Origin of the sequence: Pseudomonas koreensis (assembly GCF_024169245.1) — a bacterium.
Classification (GTDB): domain Bacteria; phylum Pseudomonadota; class Gammaproteobacteria; order Pseudomonadales; family Pseudomonadaceae; genus Aquipseudomonas; species Aquipseudomonas koreensis_F.
The window spans coordinates 140,284-160,607 of sequence record NZ_JALJWP010000001.1; the positions used below are offsets into that span (position 1 = coordinate 140,284).

Below are 20,324 nucleotides of genomic sequence, written 5' to 3' on the forward strand. Positions count from 1 at the left end.
TTTAGTGCGACGCAGTTCTAAAGCCACGAACTTGTTACAACTGCCAGAGCGCATAAGCAGGACAAAAAACCAACTATCAATAGCGGCGCTCATCAATGACCCAGTAACTATGGGTGCTACCGGGTTGCACTAATCAAGTGCATTCATGACAACAAGTAACACCCTGTCCGCCATCATGGTTGCACCTGCATGGCTGATTTACATACGGCACGTTTTTGCCATGCAGGCTATTCAGCCTGGCCCATTGCAAAGTGCCAGCGTCTACGGCAATCAATGCCCGTCCCGCAACTATCGCAGGCCACCCAACACGGCGACCGTGCACGGTTCGGCTGTGCCAGAAAATCCTTTCCCTAACCCATGAGCACCACGGATCCGCCCGCAGAGAGCGTCAACTCACTTTCCAGCCCAAGACTTCAGTGGTGCGATTGCTGAGGTCACCATGAACACCACGCCCCTTTATCGTCAGCTCGCCAACCACTACCTCGACGCGATTCGCACCGGCACCCTCAAGGCCGGCGAACGTTTCCCTTCGATTCGATTGATGATGGAAAAACACGCGGTGAGTCTGTCCACCGCTGTACAGGTTTGTCGGGCGCTGGAGGACCAGGGCGTGCTGGAGGCCCGACCGCGCTCGGGCAACTTCATCCGCCAGCCCGACAAACCGAAACCACCCGCCCCTGCTGCACCGGTGGCGCTGGACAGCGCCGTGTACGTGGGGATTCACCAACAGGTGTCTTCGGTGCTCAAGGCCAGCCAACAGGCCGCAGTCAAAATCAATTTCGCCAGCGCCTACTGTGCACCGGAGTTGTATCCGCTAAAGACTTTGCAGACGCACATGGCCAAGACCCTGCGCCTGGATCGGCACTTGCTCGGCGCGCCAGGTTCGGCGTGCGGCAACCCGGTGTTGCGCCAGGTGCTCGCCAGACGCGCGCTGGCGAGCAAAGCCAATATGCCCGCCGAGCGCATTGTCATCACCAATGGCGCCACCGAGGCGATCAATCTGGCGTTGCGCGCGGTTACGCAGCCCGGCGACACCGTGGCGGTGGAGTCGCCGACCTTTTACGGCCTGCTGCAAATCCTCGAAAGTCTCAACTTGCGCGTGCTCGAAGTGCCGACCACCGCCCACAGCGGCCTGAATCTCTTTGCCCTCGAACAAATGCTCAAGGGACCGGAACCGGTCCGCGCCATGATCGTGATTCCCAATCTGCAAAACCCGCTCGGCAGCATCATGCCCGACACACACAAGGCGCGACTGGTCGAGCTGTGCGATGAGCATGGCACTGTGTTGATCGAGGATGACACTTACGGCGATCTGGTCGACACCGAACAACCGCTGTCCACTCTCAAGCACTGGGACCGCAACGACAATCTGATCTATTGCGCATCGCTGAACAAAACTCTGGCGCCGGGCATACGCCTCGGCTGGATCAGCGCCGGACGCTGGCACGAACGGGTCGAGATGCTCAAACACACCCAGACCCGAGGCTGTGAAGCACTGTCGCAGCTGGCCGTCAGCGCCTTCATGAAGAGTCCGTCATATGAACGCTATCTGCGTCGCTTGCGCAAAATCCTCACCGAACAACGTCAACAGACCAGCGCTGCGATCATCCGCTATTTCCCTGCCGGAACTCGCGCCACCGCGCCCCGCGGCGGGACGTTACTGTGGGTGGAGCTACCCCGGCAACTGTCGGCGATGACGCTGTTCCACGAGGCGCTGAAGGTCGGTATCCAGATCACCCCTGGCGACATTTTTTCCAACACTCAGCGCTTCGGCCATTGCCTGCGTATTGCCTGCGGGACGCCGTTTTCTTCGCGCATCGATGAGGCGCTGCAAACCCTCGGACGACTGCTCGACGAACAACGTTAGGCAATCGGTGGCTGGTGCAGGCTGATGATGTGCGGGTCTTCGTTCCAGTGGGCGAAGCGCTCGGCGATCAACGGATCATGTCCCGGAATGACATGATCCGCGCCGTCCGCCAGCGCATCGATCAGGTCGAAGGCTTCCAGGGTTTGCGCCAGATCGTCGAGGATCGGAAACGGACTGCGCTGGCGAATGTTCGCCCATAAATGCGCGGCATCCGAGGCCAGCACGATCCAGCCGCGCTCGGTGTGCACGCGCACCACTTGGCTACCCGGCGTGTGCCCCCCGACCGGATGCACTGTAAGCCCCGGCAGCACTTCGGCGCTGCCGGTGTGCAGACGCAAGCGTCCCTCGAACAGCGGCGGCAGCGCCGACATGACGTCCTCGACCTCGTAGGTTTTGTTGACCGTGCGATGGGCCATTTTCGGCCCGGTGCAGAAGCGCAGTTCGGCTTCCTGCAAATGCACCGTAGCATTTGGGAACAACCCCAGATTACCGGCGTGATCCCAATGCAAATGGGTCAGGATCACTTGCTTGACCTGGCTCGGATCAATGTCCAACTGGCGCAGGGAGTTTTCCGGGCGACGGTACATCTGCCGGTTGCGCCGATCCGCCGTGGCCGGCTGAAAGCAGGTGTCGACCACTACTACATGCTCTTCGTTACGGATGACCCAGAAGTAATAATCGAGCGGCATCGAAGCGTTCGGATCGCCACAGCAGGCATCGTAGAGAAAGTTTTCCCGGGCAGTGCGCTGCGCGTTGGCGCCAACACGGATGGCGAATACTTCATACACAGGAACGGTCATGTTCATCTCCCCGCTCAGGCGGCCGCCGTGGTGTTCAGAGTTGGACGGAAGTCGAAATCGAGCTGAGCGCTGATGCCCAGATCCTCAGCCAGACGGTGCAGACCGCTGTAATCACGCATGATGGTCGCGTTGCGATTGCTTTCGCGGGTTTGCTCGATGATCCGCGCCGCTTGCTGCACACCCAGCTGCGTCAGGATCGCTTCCCACATCGAGTAGTCCTGGGCAACAAACGCACTCAGGGCCTGCGACAAGGTGCGGGTGAAAAATTCGCGCTGGGCCACCTGCATGTTGGCGTACATGACCTTGGCCACTTCGGCGAGCACTTTGCTGTGGGCATATTCGTCGCGGTTGTGCAGTTCGGCGACGCGGCGATTTTGCGGCTGAATACTCTGATCGTCGGCCAACAGATCGAGGTAGGCATTGACGCTGATTTCCGCAACCACCGCGAACGTGATCGCTGCCAGATCACGCTGCCATTGCTCACTCAGGGTTTCCTGCAGGGCCAGCAGGCGCAGATAAGTCACCGACGGCGGCAGCTCGAGCATGACTGTCAGGTTGCGCTCGGCGCGGGTGCGCTCGATGGCGCGCAGGTGCATCAACGTGTGGTAATGCTCGTCGATCAGGGTTTGTTGCATGGCCTCGCGAAAGTGCCAGTCATCGGCCCCCAGATACTGGTTGGCGATCACGCTCAGCGCCGGGTTGACCACGTGTTCCTCGGCGGTGACGGTGCGCAGGTTGTAACCGATCCAGCCCCAGGTGAGCACCGCGCTTTTCAGCTCGGCACTGAGTGCCTGAAAGTCCGCATGATTGAAAAACGGTACCAGCCGCTCGGGGTAGTCGGCCCGCGCCGGGTCGAACGTCTCGACCGCGGCTGTTTTGTCCGGCGAACACACCGTCGCGCGCTTGCTCCAGGCCTGATTCAGCCGCACCACCAGTTGATGATCAACGGTGGCAATCTCGATTGCTGTTTGCATGACACGGTACCCGTAAGGTGCGTACCCGCCAGGGGTACGCCAATGGAAAGAAGGCAGTCGGAAAAATCAGCCCAGCCAGTAGCGCGTGAGGTGACGCGCCGGATCGCTGTAGCGGCTGCGGGCGTGGATCATTCGCCAGTTGTCCCAGATCAGCAGGCAACCGTCGGGGATCAGCACCGGGGTGTTGTGCTTGAGGAAATACGCCTCGCCCAACCGTGCGAATCGCGCCAGCGGTGTATCACTGCCGGCCACCTGCGATTGTTCCAGCGCTTGCTTTGACGGGTTCACATCGCCGTAGTGAAACTGGTTGTAGCTGAAGCGGAAAATATCCCCGGAGGCCGTCGGCGTGAGGATGTACTCGAGCACACGGCGCTGGTCCGGCTCGCCGGGTTTGGCGGTGGCGACGAACTCGACCGGATGGTCGTCGAGCCACTCGCGCAGCTCGGGTTCGCTGGACGTCAGCGAGCGCAGAAACTCAACGCCGTCAACCAGCCCGGTATGCCCGCCGCCACAGGTCGCCTGCCGCAGGCAATGCAAGGCGAGGTAGCGTGGCGGCGGCCCGTAGACCGGTGCCTCGGTGTGCGGGCCGATGCCGTTCATGCTCTGCGAATAAGGCAGGTCCTCGTAGCCCGGCTTACGCGTGATGGCGAACGCGGTTTGCCCGTTGAACTGCGGAATGATCGGGCCGAAGCCGTGTAAAACGCCCTCGACATCGTGGGCGAACTCTTCGGGCGTCAGCACCGTCCAGCCGCGCGTCGCCAGCTCGTCGTGACGATGGCTCAGCGCAGCATAAGGTGCGGACACGGCAAGTCCTTGATCTGACATGGTGGCGGTCCTTCTGTGGTTCAGGCGTTAACGGTTGAGGTGTAGGCGGCAATCAATTCGCGACAGGCAATACCCGGCTCGAAGCGCTGCTGGTCGATGCTTTGTACCGGGGTGATTTCGGCGGCGGTGCCGGTGAGAAAACACTCATCGAAGTCACCCAGGTCAGTGGGCAATATCGTCCGCTCGATAACCTGGTAATCCAGGGCACGCGCCAGCTCGATCACGGTCTGGCGCGTGATGCCATTGAGAAAACAGTCGGCCAGCGGTGTGTGCAGCGTCCGGCCCTTGGCGAAGAACACATTCGCGCTCGTGGCCTCGGCGACATGGCCGCGCCAGTCGAGCATCAAGGCATCGTGATAGCCGTTGTTTTCCGCGTCATGTTTGCTCAGCGTGGCGATCTGGTAATGCCCCGAGGCTTTGGCTTCGAACGGACTGCTCTGCGGCGGTGGTCGACGCCAATCCGCGGTTTTCAGACGAATGCCGGCCATCCGCGCCTCGGGGTCGAAGTAGCTCGGCCACTGCCAGCAGGCAATCGCCACATGCACCCGGTTGAAGCGCGCAGAGGTCGAAATCATCTCGCTGCCGCGCCACGCCACAGGGCGCAGATAACCGTCTACCACGGCGTTGCGCTGGAGCAATTGCTGACTGGCGGCTTGCAGTTCCTGCGGCGACCAGGGGATGGCGAAATCCATCAATTGCGCCGAGCGATACAAGCGCTGAGTGTGCTCATGCAACTTGAAGATTTTGCCGCCATACACACGCTCGCCCTCATACACGGTGCTGGCGTAATGCAGCCCATGACTGAGCACATGCAGCCGCGCCTGTGACCATTCGACAAACTCGCCGTCGAGCCAGATCACACCATCGCGTTGATCAAACGGAATTGCGCTCATGTCGTTTTCTCTCCTTTGAGGTATTCGTCCTACGCGCTCTGCAGCAGCACCGGTATCAATTCAGGCGTCGTCACCGCGTCGCTCTGAAAGAAAAATGCGCGTTCGCCAAACGCCGGGCGCAACTCATCGAACCACGTCGCTTGCGGGTCGAAACAGGCATAGAAGGTGCGCAGCACCCACTTCGGATTGCGCGCCTGCAGAAACTGCAGAACGAAGACTTTTTCCCCGGCAACGGTCTCGATACCGTTGATCAGGACCTTGCCGTAAAAAGTGCTCATGGATGGCCCGCGCACGGTCCGCGCCAGACCGGAAACGCTGCGGTAGGCGGCCTGGAAAATTTCAAAGGCCCGCGCCAGCGGCATCGCGAAATAGTGGCTGGGCCCGGTGTCACGCTCGACAAACATGTAGTAAGGCGTCGCGCCGAGGCGCACGCCTTCGGTCCACAACGCTGCCCAGTCGGCTGGGTTTTCGTTGATATGGCGAATCACCGGTGCTTGCATGCGCAGGGTCGCGCCACTCGCTCGAATATTCGCCACGGCTTGGCGGGCGATGTCCTGACGCAGTTCAACCGGGTGGTTGTAGTGGCCCATGATCGAAAGGTTTTTACCGGCCGCGACGATGCGTTCGAACAGCGCCAGCAACTCGGGTGTGTCCTTGTCACTGACAAAGCGCTGCGGCCAGTACGCCACGGACTTGGTGCCGATGCGGATGCTGTTCACGTGCGGCAACGTCAATAACGGCTGGATGTACCCTGCCAGCGAACGGGCGTTCATGATCATCGGATCGCCACCGGTGATCAGCACATCGGTCACTTCGGTGTGCTGCTGCAGATAACTCACCAGCTCTTGGGATTCACGGGCGTTGAACTTCAGCTCTTCCTCGCCGATGAACTGTGCCCAGCGGAAACAAAAGGTGCAGTAGGCGTGGCAGGTCTGCCCGGCACCGGGGAAAAACAGCACGGTCTCGCGATACTTGTGCTGAATCCCCGATAGGATTTTGCCGTCGAGGCTGACGCCGTTGTGCGTCAGTTGCCCGGCCGGGTGCGGATTCATCCGCAGCCAGATCGATTCGATGCGGCGTTTGATCGCCGACGGATCATCCGCCTCGATCAGGCGCTTGAGTGCGTCGTACTCGTCCGGCAACAGCATGTCGCGGTGGGGGAAAGTCATGCGGAAGATCGGATCGTCGGGAATGTTGTCCCAGTCGATCAGCGTGCCGAGCACATAGTCATTGGTTCGAAACGGCATCACCCGTGCCACCACGTCCATGGCTTCCTGCAACTGCGGGGTGAGTTTGTGCCAGTACTGCGTTTCGCGAATGCTGCGTGAGGTGTAGGGCTTGTAACGATCGTAAGGTGAAAGTCCTTGCATGGCAGCGCTCCTGGCTCGCGGGGGTTTAGGCTTGCAACGGCATCGCGCGGGGCTGATCGAGCCACGCTTGGACGCTGTCGCGCTGCCATTGGCGACGCACATAGTCGGCGAGCAGCGCCGGCATCGGATCGCCGTTGGCCAGCAGGCGGTTGAGCATGATTGCGAGGTCGGTGTCGGCAATACTCCACTCACCGAACAGGTGTTCGGCGCCGTCCTCCAACAGGTGCGCTGCAACAAAGTACAAACGCTGCACCGCGCTCTGTGCTTCTGCCGACAGCGGTGTATTGCGCGGCCCGAAGTAGATGAGATCGGCCGGACGTTCCTTGCGGATCACCAGCAGATCGCTGCGCAGCCAGGCTTGCAGTTGCCGGGCGCGAGCGCGCTGGCGGGTATCCTGCGGTAACAATCTCGGATGACCGGGGGCGATCTCGTCGAGGTACTCGGCAATGGCCGAAGACTCGGCAAGTGCGAAGCCTTGGTGAATCAGTGTGGGAACTTTGCAAGTCAGTGAAAGATCACGATAAGCCGGCAAATAATTCTCCCGCGCCTTTAAATCGAGGGTTACCAGATCGAATGAAAGTTGCTTTTCCTTGAGCCCGACAAATGCCGACATGGCGAAGGCACTGACAAAATCTGCGCCGACATACAACTTCAGCTTTACACCGTCCATAAAACACTCCTGTGTATTAAGCGCATTCAGGCGCACCCCTTATCAGCGGGGCACTTATGCTCTGTTGAATGCCTTGGAAGTGATCGTAGTTAGTTGCTTAAAAGCCGAATAGATACAGAATCTGCCCGTTTGCATGGATACAGAACAAAATTGCCATCGGGCAAAAACACAAAAAAAAAGGGAGCCTTTCGGCTCCCTTGCAAACAACACCCGACGTCAGGCCGGGGTGGTGATCAGCCCATGGCTGTCGGCAAAATTGGCCAGCAACGCCATCTGCGGCATGTTGCTCAGATTGAGCATCGCCAGCGTTGCATTGCCGTCGCGATTGCTGAAACCATGCGTTGTCCAGGCTGGCACCAACAGCACATCGCCGGGGCTGACCGCCACCGGGCTGGCTTCGCCGAGGGTCAGACTGCCGTGACCGGACTGGATGATGAACAGGTGCCACCAGGCGTGCGCGTGCCCCTTGAGTTCAGTGCCAGGGTTGAGCCACTGCATGGCCATGGCCACGCCGGGCGTGACTTCGCAGCCATCCAGAGTCGGCGCGGTTGCCAAGGCAACAATGTCGACGTCAGCGCTCTCCAGCGTCTGGCGCATATCCGTCAGTTGCGCATGGCTCCAGACTTTCGGACTGAGCGGGCGATGATGCAGGCTCTGTCGAAAGTCCTTGTAGGAAAAAAATTCACCGTGCAGTCCGCTCATGTAATCCCTCCTGTCATCCAGCCATTGAATTGGCCAACACTAGTTACGTAAGTTCACGATGTAAAGTTGCACGATTACAACTTACAGTGCTGAAGGACGTAAAGCCGCAATCATATCCACTTCGATCGCCGCGTTCTTCGGTAGTTGATAAACGCCGACCGTCGTGCGGGTATGTTTGCCCGCGTCGCCCAATACATGACTGAACACATCAGAGGCGCCGTTGGCCACTTCGCTGAGGTCGACAAAATCCGCAGTGGACTTGACGTAAACGGTTACCCGCATCAAAGACCTGAGTTTGTCCAGCGAGCCGATCGCATCCACGATCAGTGCCAGACCGCGCATCGCACTGATGCTCGCCGCCGCCTGCGCGTCAGCCAGGGTCAGCTCCAGACCGACGCGGCCGGGGTACTGGATCCTGCCATTCATGCGCGGCACCAGGCCGCTGACGTACAGCTCATCGTGATTGCGCACGAGGGGCGCGTAGTGGCCGCCGGCGGTGTTTTCGCCATAGATGTCATAGCCCAATTCCTTGGCCAGCGCGATGAAGCGTTCATCACATGTCAGTAGTTGCTCACTCATCTGTTTCACCCCTTGAACAAAAGCGTCTCATCAACCGGCCAGGGCTAGTACCGTGACTTCGATCCGCGCCTCGATCGCGTCGGCCAGTCGCAGCAAGTCATCGCTGAGCTGCGCGTAATCGTGGTTGAACAAAATGATGTGGCCGACAAACGCGGTGTTGTCCTGCACCAGGGCACTGACCGGATCACCAACCTTTTTTGCGTACAGCGCCTCGACCAGATCTATACCCAGGGTGTGCGCGAGAGCGGCAATGTCCGGCACTGAGCGCAGGCGGCCGTCGAGCGGTGCGCGCAGCAGGCGAATCCCGCAGTGACCGCGTGCCACCGGGACATGTCGGTCAATGTGGCCTGCTACGGCCCAGCGCACCCAGCGTTGCCATGGATCGAAATCCTGGAAGGCGTGCCGGGCGAGATCCCAGATGTGCATGCCGCCGGGGCGCATGTTGGTTTCCACCGCCGAACTCAAGCCGTCGTCACGCAGGAACACTTCGTTGTGCCACGCGCCGTTATCCGCCGACACCAGCGCCGCCATATGCTGCCCGGCAGCCATCAGTCGTGCCTGCACCTGGGCATTCAGCGGCGCCGGCACCACTTGCTGGATTTCTGCGCGATAAGCACCTTCGGTGGTGGTTTTTTCAGTGATCCAGGTGCTGCCGGCAACGTCGTCCCAGCTATATTCACGGGCGTTCTGCACCAGTTCTTCGAGAACGATGCCGCCCTCGCGATAGGGTTTGAGCGCCTGCCACGCTTCCTCGCACTCGCCCGGATGGTTGATCACCCTGCAGCCACGACTGGCGCCTTCACATGCCGGTTTGATGAACCCTTTACCGCCTAGCTCGACCACCCGCTGACGCAACTGCGCCAGGCTGTCGATGCGCATCGAGGCCAGTGGGCGATAATCCACCGGGGAGGATTCGGCACGCGCTTCGAGCTGACGGAAAATCTGCTTGTCCAGTCCCGCCCGAGCCTGTGCCGGGGTGATACCCGGCAGACCGAAATGCGTGGCCAGCGCCGCGCCAAGCAATACTCCACGATCGGAGAACGGCAGCACCCCGAGCAATTGCCAATGATCGGCGCTCAAACAACCGGCCACCTGCTCAACCGAGTCGAGCACATCCGCTTCGGCGAATGAAGTACTGCAGACGTGATCGGCCACCCGATGATCGTCCGCCTGCACCTGCTCGACCAGCAGTACCAGGCGCGCGTTGTAGAGGCGATGACAGCACTCGCGCAGCTTTTGAATATCGTTGACCCGGTTGCCGTTATACCCGACCACCACCATGCAAGACCTCGTACTCATAACGACCCCTGACTCCTTGAAGGGAACACTGCGAATCAATCGTGCAGCTCGGCGCTGGAGCGGCGCACCAGCCAGTACCAGAGCAGAATCCCGCCGGCACCGAGCAGCGCCAGCAACACGGCGTTGAACGGCGCCGGGACCACGCGCATGACCAGTACGGTCAACCCGGCACCGACGCCCAGCGAAACTTCTTTGACGAACATGTTGTTTTGCTTGACCGAGAAGTAGTCGAGGTAACTGAACGCGCACTCGGCGATCGACAGCAGCGCCACCCAGATCAACGCACCGAGCAAGGTTTCGACATGGAAGACGCCCGGTGCGGACAGCACGGCGAAACCTGCGGCAATGATCGCGATCACCACCAGTACCTTGAAGCGGCCGGTGCGTTCGATCAGGTTCATCACTGGCACCTGAGCAAACACCACCACTGCGCTGTTGAGGATCAGCATCAGCCCGTACCAGGCCGGGAGTTCGCCGGTCTTGAGCAGAATCGCTTGCGGCAGGATCGAGAACACGCCGAACAGCTTGATGCCCATGATGATCCCGGCGATCACCCACGGCAGCTTGTTGCGCCAGCCGCTGCCGTCCTGCGTCACCGGGCGGGCCACGCTCGGCTGGCTGCTGAACGTGGCGCCGAGGGCGATCGGCATACACAGCAGCACAAATGCTGCAGCGCCGAGAAAAAACATCGTCGGCGTGAGCATTGGCGACAACAGGATCAGCCCGGCAACCAGGCTGCCCATGTTCATTGCCACGCGGTTGTATGCCGCGCCTTCGCGGGTCTGCGCCGCCTCGCTCTTGATCAGGTAACCGGCAATCGCAATGCCGTAGGCGAACAGTCCCGCGGAAAACATCACCATCCCCTGCTGACTGGTCAGTGCCAGCAACACCAGGCCGAGGCTGGCACACAACAGCGTCACACTGAGCGAACGACGGCCGAGAATCAGCAACGTCAGTGGCAGCAGCAACAGCAGGGCGCGATAACCCAGTGCGAGAATGCTGTTGGTGGCGGTGTCGAGCCACACGTTGGCCTTGCCCAGCACCGCGAACAGCGACACGGCGGTGATCATGCGGATCACGAACAACCGCACATTGATGACCGGTTTCGCCACGGCGACCGTTGTTTCAATACTCATCCCAAAGCTCCTGACCGCCAACCAGCAAAATCTGTAAGGCGATGGTAGGGACACGCCCGTGTTCCAGTCAGAGCAAGTTCGTATAGAATCCAGCGAAGTTTACTGTCGGAGAGACCAGTAAAATGCAGGTTCAACGCGCCGTGATCGCCGCAGTCCAGTTCCAGCCCGGCGTGCCGCTGGTGCAGCAGATCGTCGATCAACTGTCCCAGGCCATCAGCACCGGAGGCCTGCCCCACGGCGCCAGGCTGCCACCGATCCGCGAATTGTCGGAGTTGATGAACGTCGGCAAATCGACCGTGGTCGATGCTCTCGACCGCTTGCGGGCCAAGGGCCAGGTCGTGTCACGTCAAGGCTCGGGGCATTACGTGCACCGCGCAGCCATCTCGCCCGCCCCCGGTCCGCGCCCCGATCTGCAACCCCAGGACACCCTCAGCGTGGTGCGGCGCGCATTGTTGCTGGACAACGGCGCACTGCGTCCCGGTTGCGGCTTTTTGCCCTCTTCATGGCTGCCCGCCGAAGAGTTGCTCAAAGCCGTGCGCGGTACATTGCGCGCGACCACTTTGCGCATGGGCGAGTACGGCGTCGCCGGGGGCTACCTGCCCTTGCGTCAGGCCTTGCAGGTGAAACTGGCGACATTCGGCATCGAAGCGCCGCTGGAACAGATCATCACCACCGCCAACACCATGCAGGCCATCGACCTGTTGATGCGACTGCTGATCAAACCCGGCGACACTGTGCTGCTCGATGATCCCTGCTATTTCAACCTGCATGCCAACCTCGCACTGCATGGCGCCAAGGTAATTACCATCGCGCGTGACAGCAGCGGCATGGACCTGCAAGCGCTGGAGCAACTGCTGATCGCCCATCGACCGGTGCTGTATATGACCAACAGCACCCTGCACAACCCGACCGGCCATTCCTTCTCACCGGCCCAGGTTTACCGCTTGCTGGAGTTGAGCCACCAATACGGCTTCCATATCGTCGAGGACGATCTGTATTGCGATATCCAGCAACGCCGTACTCCGCGTCTGGCAGCGAGCGGCCTGGACAACGTCAGTTACGTTTCGGGCTTCTCGAAAACCCTGACCGCCAACAGCCGGGTCAGCTATGCAGTGCTTTCGGCGCCCCTGGCAGCACGAATGATCGCGCTGAAAATGGCCTGCGGCGGCGTCACCTCGGAACTGGCCGAGCAAATCACCTGCACCCTGCTCAGTGATGGCAGCTACGCTAAACACGCGCGACGCACGGTCGACCGCTTGTACGAATCCAACAGCCGCGTCGCCGCCTGGCTGGTTGAAGCAGGCTGCTCGGTGTCGTCGCTACCCGGCGAAGGGCTGTTCATCTGGACGCGCCTGCCTGCGGGCAAGAACGCCGAAATCCTGGCCCGCCAAGGACTGGAAAACAATCTGGTGTTGGCCCCGGGCACATTGCTGAGCAAAGCTGCGGACGCCGGCAACTATCTGCGGTTCAACGTCGCGCACAGTGATCATGTGCATGTGCGGGAGCGATTTTTCCGTTTGCTGGATACGAAATGACCCTCGGTATGCAACTCACCACGTTGCCCGTCGAATATCAGCCAAAAAAAAACCCGCACATCTCGCGATGGCGGGTTTTTTCTGAAGCCAGCAAACTTACGGCGCGTACGTCAGCAGCAGCTCTGTCGGCACCTTGAAGTCCAGGGACATCATGACGCTCAACGCCGTGATGGTGAAGATCGAGAACACGAACAGCTTGCGTGCCCAGACGGTGTCATCGACTGCCTTGTAGCCGGTCCAGGCCATGTACAGCCAGTACATGCCCATGGCGGCGGCGACGGCGAGGTAGCTCATGCCGGCGTAGCCGCTGAAGGTCAGCATCAAGGTCGCCACGAGGAACGCCAGGATGTAGAGCAGGATGTGCTTCTTCGCCACTTGAATGCCGCGTTTCACTGGGAGCACCGGAATCGATGCGGCCAGGTAATCATTGAAACGGAAAATCGCGATGGCGTAGGAATGCGGCATCTGCCACAGGCTGAACATCACCAGCAAGGTCAGTGCGGCCATGTCGAAGCTGTTGGTCACGGCAACGTAACCGATCACTGGCGGCATGGCGCCCGACAGGCTGCCCACCAGCGTGCCGTGGACCGACTTGCGCTTGAGGTACAGGCTGTAGAAGCCGACGTAGATGATGAAGCCGATTACCGCGAACAGGGCCGCCAACGGGTTGGCCACCTTGTACAACAAGGCAACGCCGAGAACACCCAGAATGGTCGCGTAAACCAGGGCCAGTTTCAGGGAGATGAGGCCCTGGACCAGCACACGGTTCTTGGTGCGTTCCATCTTCAGGTCGATGTCGCGGTCGATGCAGTTGTTGAACACGCAACCGGAGGCCACGACCAGGGAAGTACCGATCATGGCGGCCAGAAACACCGCCAGATCGACATGCCCTTTCGAGGCCAGGAAGAACCCGCCTGCCACAGAAAGCACGTTACCGAAAATGATCCCCGGTTTGGTGATTTGGATAAAGTGCTTGAGCGACATCGGGTCTACCTCACTTCGCCATCATGTACGTGTGGATGCTGAACATGATCCACAGCGACAGGCCAACCAGCAGCACGATCACAATCGCCGTGAAGACGAACGCGATCACGTTGTTACGCTGTGCAATGGAACGGTCCAGGTGCAGGAAGTAATACAGGTGAACGATCACCTGGATCACTGCGAACAGCAGCACGATTGCCAGCGTCGTCGACTTCGGCAGGGTCGGGTACATCACCAGACCGAACGGAATGACGGTCAGGATTACCGACAGGATGAAGCCGATGGCGTACGACTTGACGCTGCCGTGGCCAGCATCGTGGCTGTCATGGGAGTGTGCATTAGCCATTACAGAGTCCCCATCAGGTAAACAACGGTGAAGACGCAGATCCAGACCACGTCCAGGAAGTGCCAGAACAGGCTCAGGCAGCTCAGACGGGTCTTGTTGGTCGACGTCAGGCCATGCTTGTTGACCTGATACATCATGATGCCCATCCAGATCAGACCGGCCGAAACGTGCAGACCGTGGGTACCGACCAGGGTGAAGAACGCCGACAGGAAGCCCGAACGGCTAGGACCGAAGCCCTCGGAGATCAGCAGGTGGAACTCGTTGATCTCCATGGCAATGAAGCCCGCGCCGAGCAGGAAGGTCATGAACAACCAGCCCAGGACCGCCTGCTTCTTGCCCTTGTACAACGCCAGCATGGCGAAGCCGTAGGTGATCGAACTGAACAACAGCAGAGCGGTTTCGCCCAGCACGTAAGGCAGTTCGAAGATGTCGTGGCCCGACGGGCCACCGGCAACGTTGTTTACCAGTACTGCGTACACCGCGAAGATCGACGCAAACAGAATGCAGTCGGTCATCAGGTAGAGCCAGAAACCGTATACGGTCATCTCGCCCGAGTCGTGGTGATGGTCATCGTGCCCATGGTCACCATGGGCGTGTCCAACATTGGTCACTAAGTTCGACATGGTTTAAGCCTGTTCCAACGAGGTTTCAACACGGGTGGCACCGGCCGGGATTTTCCCTGCCGCGACCAGACGCTTGTGCTGCTCGGCTTCGATACGCTCGATCGTTTCAACCGGAACCATATAGCCCTGGTCGTCACGTGCAGCGTGGATCACGAAGTAAACGACGGTGCCCACCAGGCTCGCGATCGCCAGCCACCAGATGTGCCAGATCATCGCGAAACCGAAGACGGTCAACAGCGCGCCCATCACCACGCCAGTGGCGGTGTTGTTCGGCATGTGGATCGGCTCGTACTTGGCCGGACGCTGGTACGCAGTACCGTTTTCCTTGGCTTCGGTGAACGGGTCGATGCAGTCAGCCTTTGGCAGCACAGCGAAGTTGTAGAACGGTGGTGGCGACGAGGTCGACCATTCCAGGGTGTGCGCATTCCACGGGTCACCGTGATCGCAAACGTTCTCTGGCTTGTTGCGGTCACGCACACTGACGTAAAGCTGGATCAGTTGGCAGGCGATACCGGCAGCAATCATCACCGCACCGAACATGGCAACGTACAGGTACGGTACCCACTCAGGGTTGGTGGTGGCGTTCAGACGACGGGTCATGCCCATGAAGCCCAGTGCATAGAGCGGCATGAACGCGACGAAGAAGCCCGAGATCCAGAACCAGAACGCTGCTTTACCCCAGCCTTCGTGCAGCTTGAAGCCGAACGCTTTCGGGAAGTAGAACGCGAAGCCAGCGATGTAACCGAATACCGCACCGCCGATGATCACGTTGTGGAAGTGCGCGATCACGAACAGGCTGTTGTGCAGCACGAAGTCAGCACCCGGAATGGCCAGCAGTACGCCGGTCATGCCGCCGATGGCGAAGGTCACCATGAAGCCCAGGGTCCACATTACCTGGCTGGTGAAGCGCAGACGGCCCTGGTAGATGGTGAACAGCCAGTTGAACAGCTTCACACCCGTCGGGATGGAAATCAGCATCGTCGCCAGACCGAAGAAGGCGTTGACGCTCGCACCCGAACCCATGGTGAAGAAGTGGTGCAGCCAGACCATGAAGCCCAGTACCGAGATCGCGCCCGAGGCGTAGATCATCGAGTGGTGGCCGAACAGTTTCTTGCCGGTGAACGCCGAGATCACTTCCGAGAAGATGCCGAAGGCCGGCAGGATCAGGATGTAAACCTCAGGGTGGCCCCACGCCCAGAACAGGTTGACGTACATCATCGGATTGCCACCAAGTTCATTGGTGAAAATGTGGAAATCCATGTAACGGTCAAGGGTCAGCAGTGCCAGGGTCGCGGTCAGGATCGGGAACGAAGCCACGATCAGAACGTTTGCCCAGGTGCAGGTCCAGGTGAAGATCGGCATGTCCATCAGTTTCATGCCAGGGGTACGCATTTTCAGTACGGTCGCGAGGAAGTTGACCCCGGTTAACGTCGTACCCAATCCGGATAGCTGTAGCGCCCAGATGTAGTAATCCATACCCACGCCAGGACTGTATTGCAGACCCGACAGCGGCGGATATGCAACCCAACCGGTCTTGGCGAATTCACCGATACCCAGCGACAGGTTGATCAGCACAACGCCGGACACCAGCAGCCAGAAGCTCAGGGAGTTCAGGAACGGGAACGCAACGTCACGCGCGCCGATCTGCAGCGGCACTGCAAGGTTCATCAGGCCGGTGAAGAATGGCATCGCCATGAAGATGATCATGATCACACCGTGAGCGGTGAAGATCTGGTCATAGTGTTCAGGTGGCAGGTAGCCAGGCGAACCCTCGGTGGCCATGGCCAGCTGGGTACGCATCATGATCGCGTCGGCAAAGCCGCGCAGCAGCATGACCATGGCGACGATGATGTACATCACGCCGATTTTCTTGTGGTCGACCGAAGTCAGCCACTCGGTCCACAGGTACGTCCACTTCTTGAAGTAAGTGATCGCAGCGAACAGTGCCAGACCACCGAGGGCGATCATGGCGATGGTCACCATCACGATCGGCTCGTGGAATGGGACTGCTTCCCAACTTAATTTACCAAACATCGTTTACTCCTCTGCCCCGGCAGCTGAATGCGAACCCGCGTCAATATCCGTGGCCGCCACTTCTTTCTCTTTCTTCTCGTGCTTCAGCGGCTTGCCCGGCTTCATACCTTCGTACTTGTCGACGATGATCTGGAACTGGTTCGGCGTGACCGACGAGTAGAGCTCGACTGGGTTGTTCTGGCTCGGTTTGGCCAGGGCTGCGTATTCAGCCTGATCAAGCTGTTTAGGCGACTTCTTGACTTCACTGACCCAGGCGTCGAAATCTTCCTGAGTGGTGGAGATAGCCTTGAATTTCATACCGGTGAAACCGGCGCCGCTGTAGTTGGCGGAGATACCGTCCATTTCAGCGTTGCGGTCGGCGATCAGGTGCAGCTTGGTCTGCATGCCCGCCATCGCGTAGATCTGGCCGCCCAGGCCCGGGATGAAGAACGAGTTCATCACGGCGTCGGAGGTGATCTTGAAGTTGATTGGCGTGTGCGCCGGGAACACGATCTTGTTGACCGTGGCAATGCCTTGTTCCGGGTAGATGAACAGCCACTTCCAGTCCAGCGCGACGACTTCGATGGTCACCGGCTTGACGTCAGACTCGATCGGACGATACGGGTCCAGCTCGTGAGTCGAGATGTAAGTGATGTAACCCAGGGCGATGATGATCAGCACCGGGATGGTCCATACGGCCACTTCGATCTTGGTCGAGTGCGACCACTTCGGCGTGTAGACGGCGTTCTTGTTCGAAGCGCGGTACTTCCAGGCAAACAGGAAGGTCATGACGATGACCGGCACGACGACCAACAGCATCAGCAGCGTGGCGGTGATGATCAGGTTGCGCTGTTCCAGGCCGACCTGGCCCGTTGGATTGAGCAAGGTCATGTTGCAGCCTCCCAGCAACAACGTGCCGAGCAGCGGCACTAGGCCTAGTAATCTGGGGTACCTGTTTTTACTCATCTCACGACCTCTAAAGCAGCTTGCGCAATGCAGTTGGGTTTTGATCGCCAACACTTCACCCTGCCAAGGGTTGGCATTTTCTTTGGATTGAATAAGGGCCGCCCGTCGCGCGTCTCACGCTCGACAAAACCTTGGGACAGCGTTCAGTTCTTATTCGAATTCGTGGTCAAAGGCCTTGTTACAGACCAATTCCATTTGGTGCGGAAAATTGGAAAGGCACCGACACCTGGGTGTCTTGAAAGCTTCGCGGCTCGCTCGACACCCGACCTCCTGATCAGTTCCTTGATAAAGGCTGAACAGCGCCGGGAATTCAGTGCGGGCGATTGTAGATAGGTAGCGCCCTATACACCATGTCTTATCCCGAAATAATTTTTATCACTCAGAGCAACAATCCATCGCCATTTTTGCAAAAGTTGCGGGTGTTGTTGAAATCACTTCTCAACAAACCCGGCGAAATGTGCAGATCAAACCGCCTCAAATCAGACAGCTCTGCGAGCCGCCTGCGAGCGCCGGACTGGCGCAAAGCCCGATATTCCAAGGCCTTCGCCCACATGCCGGCGCCTGTTAAAACTGCCTGATCCGGCACCTTCGGCCCGAAGCCCGAAAACGCCGAAACTGGCCAATGTTTTTATGTAACAGGCGGCCAATCCGCCGTATCCCGAGCCCCTGCGACAGCCCGTGTGTGACAACATGTCGCACACTTGCCGCATGCTTCATTGCCGTTCGTCACGGTGTTTTCACAAACGCTCTGAAATGCAAAACGCCTCGATTCTCAGCAGCGAAAATCGGGGCGTTTTGTTTATCGGCACTCGTGCGGAAAAGTTGACTCAGCGCAGCGCTTTTCGATTCCGCGAGGTCAGCAGCGGCACCAGAATCACCACCAGCACGAACGCCACCAGCGCCCATTGCGCCAGCGACAGACCGAGGATCGGCGGATACGGCGTCGAACAGAAACCGTCGACCTGGAAGCCCAGCGGGAAAATCTTCGCCAGCGGCAGGTCATCGACAATCGGTTGCAGCACATCGACGCCACAACTCACTGCCGGATAGAACTGCGTATAAACGTGATGCCCGGCCACTGCGGCCCCGGCAAGCGCACAGATCACCACCAGCGTTTCGAACACGGTGATGCTGCGACGGCTGCGCATGCCCGCGCCGATAAAGGCGAACAGCGCAATCAGCAGCAATGCATAACGCTGCAGAATGCACAGCGGGCACGGTGCCTCACCGAGCACGACCTGCATGTACAGCGCACCGCCGATCAACGCCAGGCAGATGATCCCCAGCAGCACCAGATAGCGCCGCTCACGTCCCAACCGCATCGTTTCCTCGCTCATTGCCTTTCCCTTGTAAGTCCATGGTCCAGCCGGCCGGCGGCTGAAAGTGTCGCAAGTCTACACCGGGGCAATAAACGATAGAGCGGTTAAGGAATGATTAACCAACATGGCTTTGCGGCGCGCAGAAGATTCGCGAGCAGGCTCGCTCCCACAATGGATCTGCGTCGGACACAAATCCTGTGGGAGCGAGCCTGCTCGCGAACGAGACAACTCGGTTTCAGATCACTCCAGAGCAGAAGCCGGCCCGAAGAACTCGTAGCGGCTCTGTTTCTCCGGCACGCCCAACGCTTTCAGGTGCCGCTTGATCGCGCCCATGAACCCTTTGGGCCCGAGGAAGTACGCATCGATATCACGTTGCGCTGGCAACCACTCGCCGAGCAGTTCTGCGCTGAGCATGCCGACCTTGTCCGCCGCCGGGCTCACGCCATCCTCTTCGGCGTAGCAATAGAAGCGCTTGAGCTGCGGATGACGCGCCGCCAACCCATCGACCCATTCACGGAACGCGTGGACGCTGCCGTTGCGCGCGCAGTGGATAAAGTGCACCGGCCGCTCGGTCTCCAACGCCGCTTCCAGCATCGCCAGCGTCGGGGTAATGCCGACACCGCCGCTGATCAGCACCAGCGGTTTATCGCTGGCCGCGAGGGTGAACTCACCTGATGGCGGGAACAGTTGAATGCTCGAGCCGACCTGCAATTGATCATGCAGATAATTCGACGCGCGGCCATTCGGTTCACGCTTGACGCTGATGCGGTACTGACCGTTATTCGCCAGTGCCGACAGCGAATAGTTGCGGCGGATTTCTTCGCCGTCGAGGATCAGTTTCATGCCGATGTACTGACCCGGTTCAGCCGCAAGAATCGGCGCTTTGTCTGCCGGTTCGAAGTAGAACGAGGTGATTTCCGCGCTCTCTTGTACTTTCGCCGCGACGATGAACTCCCGCGCACCGCGCCAGCCGCCGACCGCGTGTTCCTTCTGATCGTAGATCGCGGTTTCCGCACCGATCAGGATGTCGGCCAGTTGCCCGTACGCCGCCCCCCAGGCGCTCATCACTTCGGGCGTGGCGATCTCTTCACCGAGCACTTCGGAAATCGCGCGCAGCAGGCAGGTGCCGACGATCGGGTAGTGCTCGGGCAGAATCTGCAGGGCGACGTGCTTGTTGATGATCTTCGCTACCAGATCGCCCAACTGGTCGAGCTGATCGATGTGTCGGGCATACATCAGCACGCCGTTCGCCAAGGCACGCGGCTGATCGCCACTGGCCTGGTGCGCCTGGTTGAACAGAGGGCGTACTTGCGGGTATTCGGAAAGCATCATGCGGTAGAAATGCGTGATCAACGCCTCGCCGCCGCTTTCCAGCAGTGGCACGGTGGATTTGACGATGGCACGATCCTGGACGCTAAGCATA

The 20,324-nt window shown here is 59.5% G+C and carries 19 protein-coding genes; 2 read left to right on the forward strand and 17 right to left on the reverse strand.

Annotation, left to right across the window (positions count from 1 at the left end; translation table 11 throughout):
- Positions 1-439: 439 nt before the first annotated feature.
- Entirely contained in the window at positions 440-1,867 is a 1,428-nt protein-coding gene (locus J2Y90_RS00615; protein WP_253495727.1) for a PLP-dependent aminotransferase family protein, read from the forward strand.
- Here the strand turns inward: J2Y90_RS00615 and J2Y90_RS00620 are convergent.
- From J2Y90_RS00620 to J2Y90_RS00665, 10 genes are all read right to left on the reverse strand, one after another.
- The gene (locus J2Y90_RS00620; protein ID WP_253495729.1) at positions 1,864-2,667 is read right to left on the reverse strand and encodes an N-acyl homoserine lactonase family protein; all 804 of its coding nucleotides are present in this window, start codon (positions 2,665-2,667) and stop codon (positions 1,864-1,866) included. The genes J2Y90_RS00615 and J2Y90_RS00620 overlap by 4 nt on opposite strands.
- A 14-nt stretch (positions 2,668-2,681) precedes the next feature.
- Complete coding sequence (locus tag J2Y90_RS00625) at positions 2,682-3,641, reverse strand: diiron oxygenase (RefSeq protein ID WP_253495731.1); 960 nt, start codon at positions 3,639-3,641, stop codon at positions 2,682-2,684.
- Between the two features lie 66 nt (positions 3,642-3,707).
- Positions 3,708-4,466, reverse strand: coding sequence for a TauD/TfdA family dioxygenase (locus tag J2Y90_RS00630; RefSeq protein WP_301291591.1), 759 nt, complete (start codon positions 4,464-4,466; stop codon positions 3,708-3,710).
- Between the two features lie 20 nt (positions 4,467-4,486).
- Positions 4,487-5,359: a branched-chain amino acid aminotransferase gene (locus J2Y90_RS00635; RefSeq protein WP_253495735.1), complete on the reverse strand. Its 873-nt coding sequence runs from the start codon at positions 5,357-5,359 to the stop codon at positions 4,487-4,489.
- A gap of 29 nt (positions 5,360-5,388) precedes the next feature.
- Positions 5,389-6,729: a KamA family radical SAM protein gene (locus J2Y90_RS00640; RefSeq protein ID WP_253495737.1), complete on the reverse strand. Its 1,341-nt coding sequence runs from the start codon at positions 6,727-6,729 to the stop codon at positions 5,389-5,391.
- Positions 6,730-6,754: 25 nt separating this feature from the next.
- Positions 6,755-7,399, reverse strand: a complete 645-nt coding sequence (gene yfcF / locus J2Y90_RS00645; RefSeq protein ID WP_253495739.1) for a glutathione transferase — start codon at positions 7,397-7,399, stop codon at positions 6,755-6,757.
- Positions 7,400-7,615: 216 nt separating this feature from the next.
- Positions 7,616-8,101: a cupin domain-containing protein gene (locus tag J2Y90_RS00650; RefSeq protein WP_253495741.1), complete on the reverse strand. Its 486-nt coding sequence runs from the start codon at positions 8,099-8,101 to the stop codon at positions 7,616-7,618.
- Between the two features lie 81 nt (positions 8,102-8,182).
- Complete coding sequence (locus tag J2Y90_RS00655; RefSeq protein WP_253495743.1) at positions 8,183-8,680, reverse strand: RidA family protein; 498 nt, start codon at positions 8,678-8,680, stop codon at positions 8,183-8,185.
- A gap of 30 nt (positions 8,681-8,710) precedes the next feature.
- The gene (locus J2Y90_RS00660; RefSeq protein WP_253495744.1) at positions 8,711-9,979 is read right to left on the reverse strand and encodes an ATP-grasp domain-containing protein; all 1,269 of its coding nucleotides are present in this window, start codon (positions 9,977-9,979) and stop codon (positions 8,711-8,713) included.
- A 35-nt stretch (positions 9,980-10,014) separates the two neighbouring features.
- Positions 10,015-11,115: a hypothetical protein gene (locus J2Y90_RS00665; RefSeq protein ID WP_253495746.1), complete on the reverse strand. Its 1,101-nt coding sequence runs from the start codon at positions 11,113-11,115 to the stop codon at positions 10,015-10,017.
- A 122-nt stretch (positions 11,116-11,237) separates the two neighbouring features.
- Between J2Y90_RS00665 and J2Y90_RS00670 the strand changes: the two genes are divergently transcribed.
- Positions 11,238-12,650 (forward strand): PLP-dependent aminotransferase family protein, encoded by a 1,413-nt coding sequence (locus tag J2Y90_RS00670; RefSeq protein WP_253495748.1) that lies wholly within the window; start codon positions 11,238-11,240, stop codon positions 12,648-12,650.
- Positions 12,651-12,746: 96 nt separating this feature from the next.
- Here J2Y90_RS00670 and cyoE read toward each other — a convergent pair whose 3' ends face one another.
- The 7 genes from cyoE to hmpA all read right to left on the reverse strand — a co-directional run bounded on the left by cyoE (position 12,747) and on the right by hmpA (position 20,323).
- Complete coding sequence (cyoE, locus tag J2Y90_RS00675) at positions 12,747-13,634, reverse strand: heme o synthase (RefSeq protein ID WP_016773305.1); 888 nt, start codon at positions 13,632-13,634, stop codon at positions 12,747-12,749.
- Positions 13,635-13,644: 10 nt separating this feature from the next.
- The gene (cyoD, locus tag J2Y90_RS00680; protein WP_011335842.1) at positions 13,645-13,980 is read right to left on the reverse strand and encodes a cytochrome o ubiquinol oxidase subunit IV; all 336 of its coding nucleotides are present in this window, start codon (positions 13,978-13,980) and stop codon (positions 13,645-13,647) included.
- Positions 13,980-14,603, reverse strand: a complete 624-nt coding sequence (gene cyoC / locus J2Y90_RS00685) for a cytochrome o ubiquinol oxidase subunit III (RefSeq protein WP_016773303.1) — start codon at positions 14,601-14,603, stop codon at positions 13,980-13,982. Before cyoC ends, cyoD begins: the two co-directional genes overlap by 1 nt.
- 3 nt (positions 14,604-14,606) lie before the next feature.
- Positions 14,607-16,637, reverse strand: a complete 2,031-nt coding sequence (gene cyoB, locus J2Y90_RS00690) for a cytochrome o ubiquinol oxidase subunit I (protein WP_253495750.1) — start codon at positions 16,635-16,637, stop codon at positions 14,607-14,609.
- Between the two features lie 3 nt (positions 16,638-16,640).
- Positions 16,641-17,582 carry a ubiquinol oxidase subunit II gene (gene cyoA, locus J2Y90_RS00695; protein WP_024014231.1) on the reverse strand — a complete coding sequence of 314 codons (942 nt, stop codon included), beginning with the start codon at positions 17,580-17,582 and terminating at the stop codon, positions 16,641-16,643.
- An 827-nt stretch (positions 17,583-18,409) separates the two neighbouring features.
- Complete coding sequence (locus J2Y90_RS00700; protein WP_253495752.1) at positions 18,410-18,919, reverse strand: disulfide bond formation protein B; 510 nt, start codon at positions 18,917-18,919, stop codon at positions 18,410-18,412.
- Positions 18,920-19,141: 222 nt separating this feature from the next.
- Positions 19,142-20,323: an NO-inducible flavohemoprotein gene (gene hmpA / locus J2Y90_RS00705; protein WP_253495753.1), complete on the reverse strand. Its 1,182-nt coding sequence runs from the start codon at positions 20,321-20,323 to the stop codon at positions 19,142-19,144.
- Between the last annotated feature and the right edge of the window lies 1 nt (position 20,324).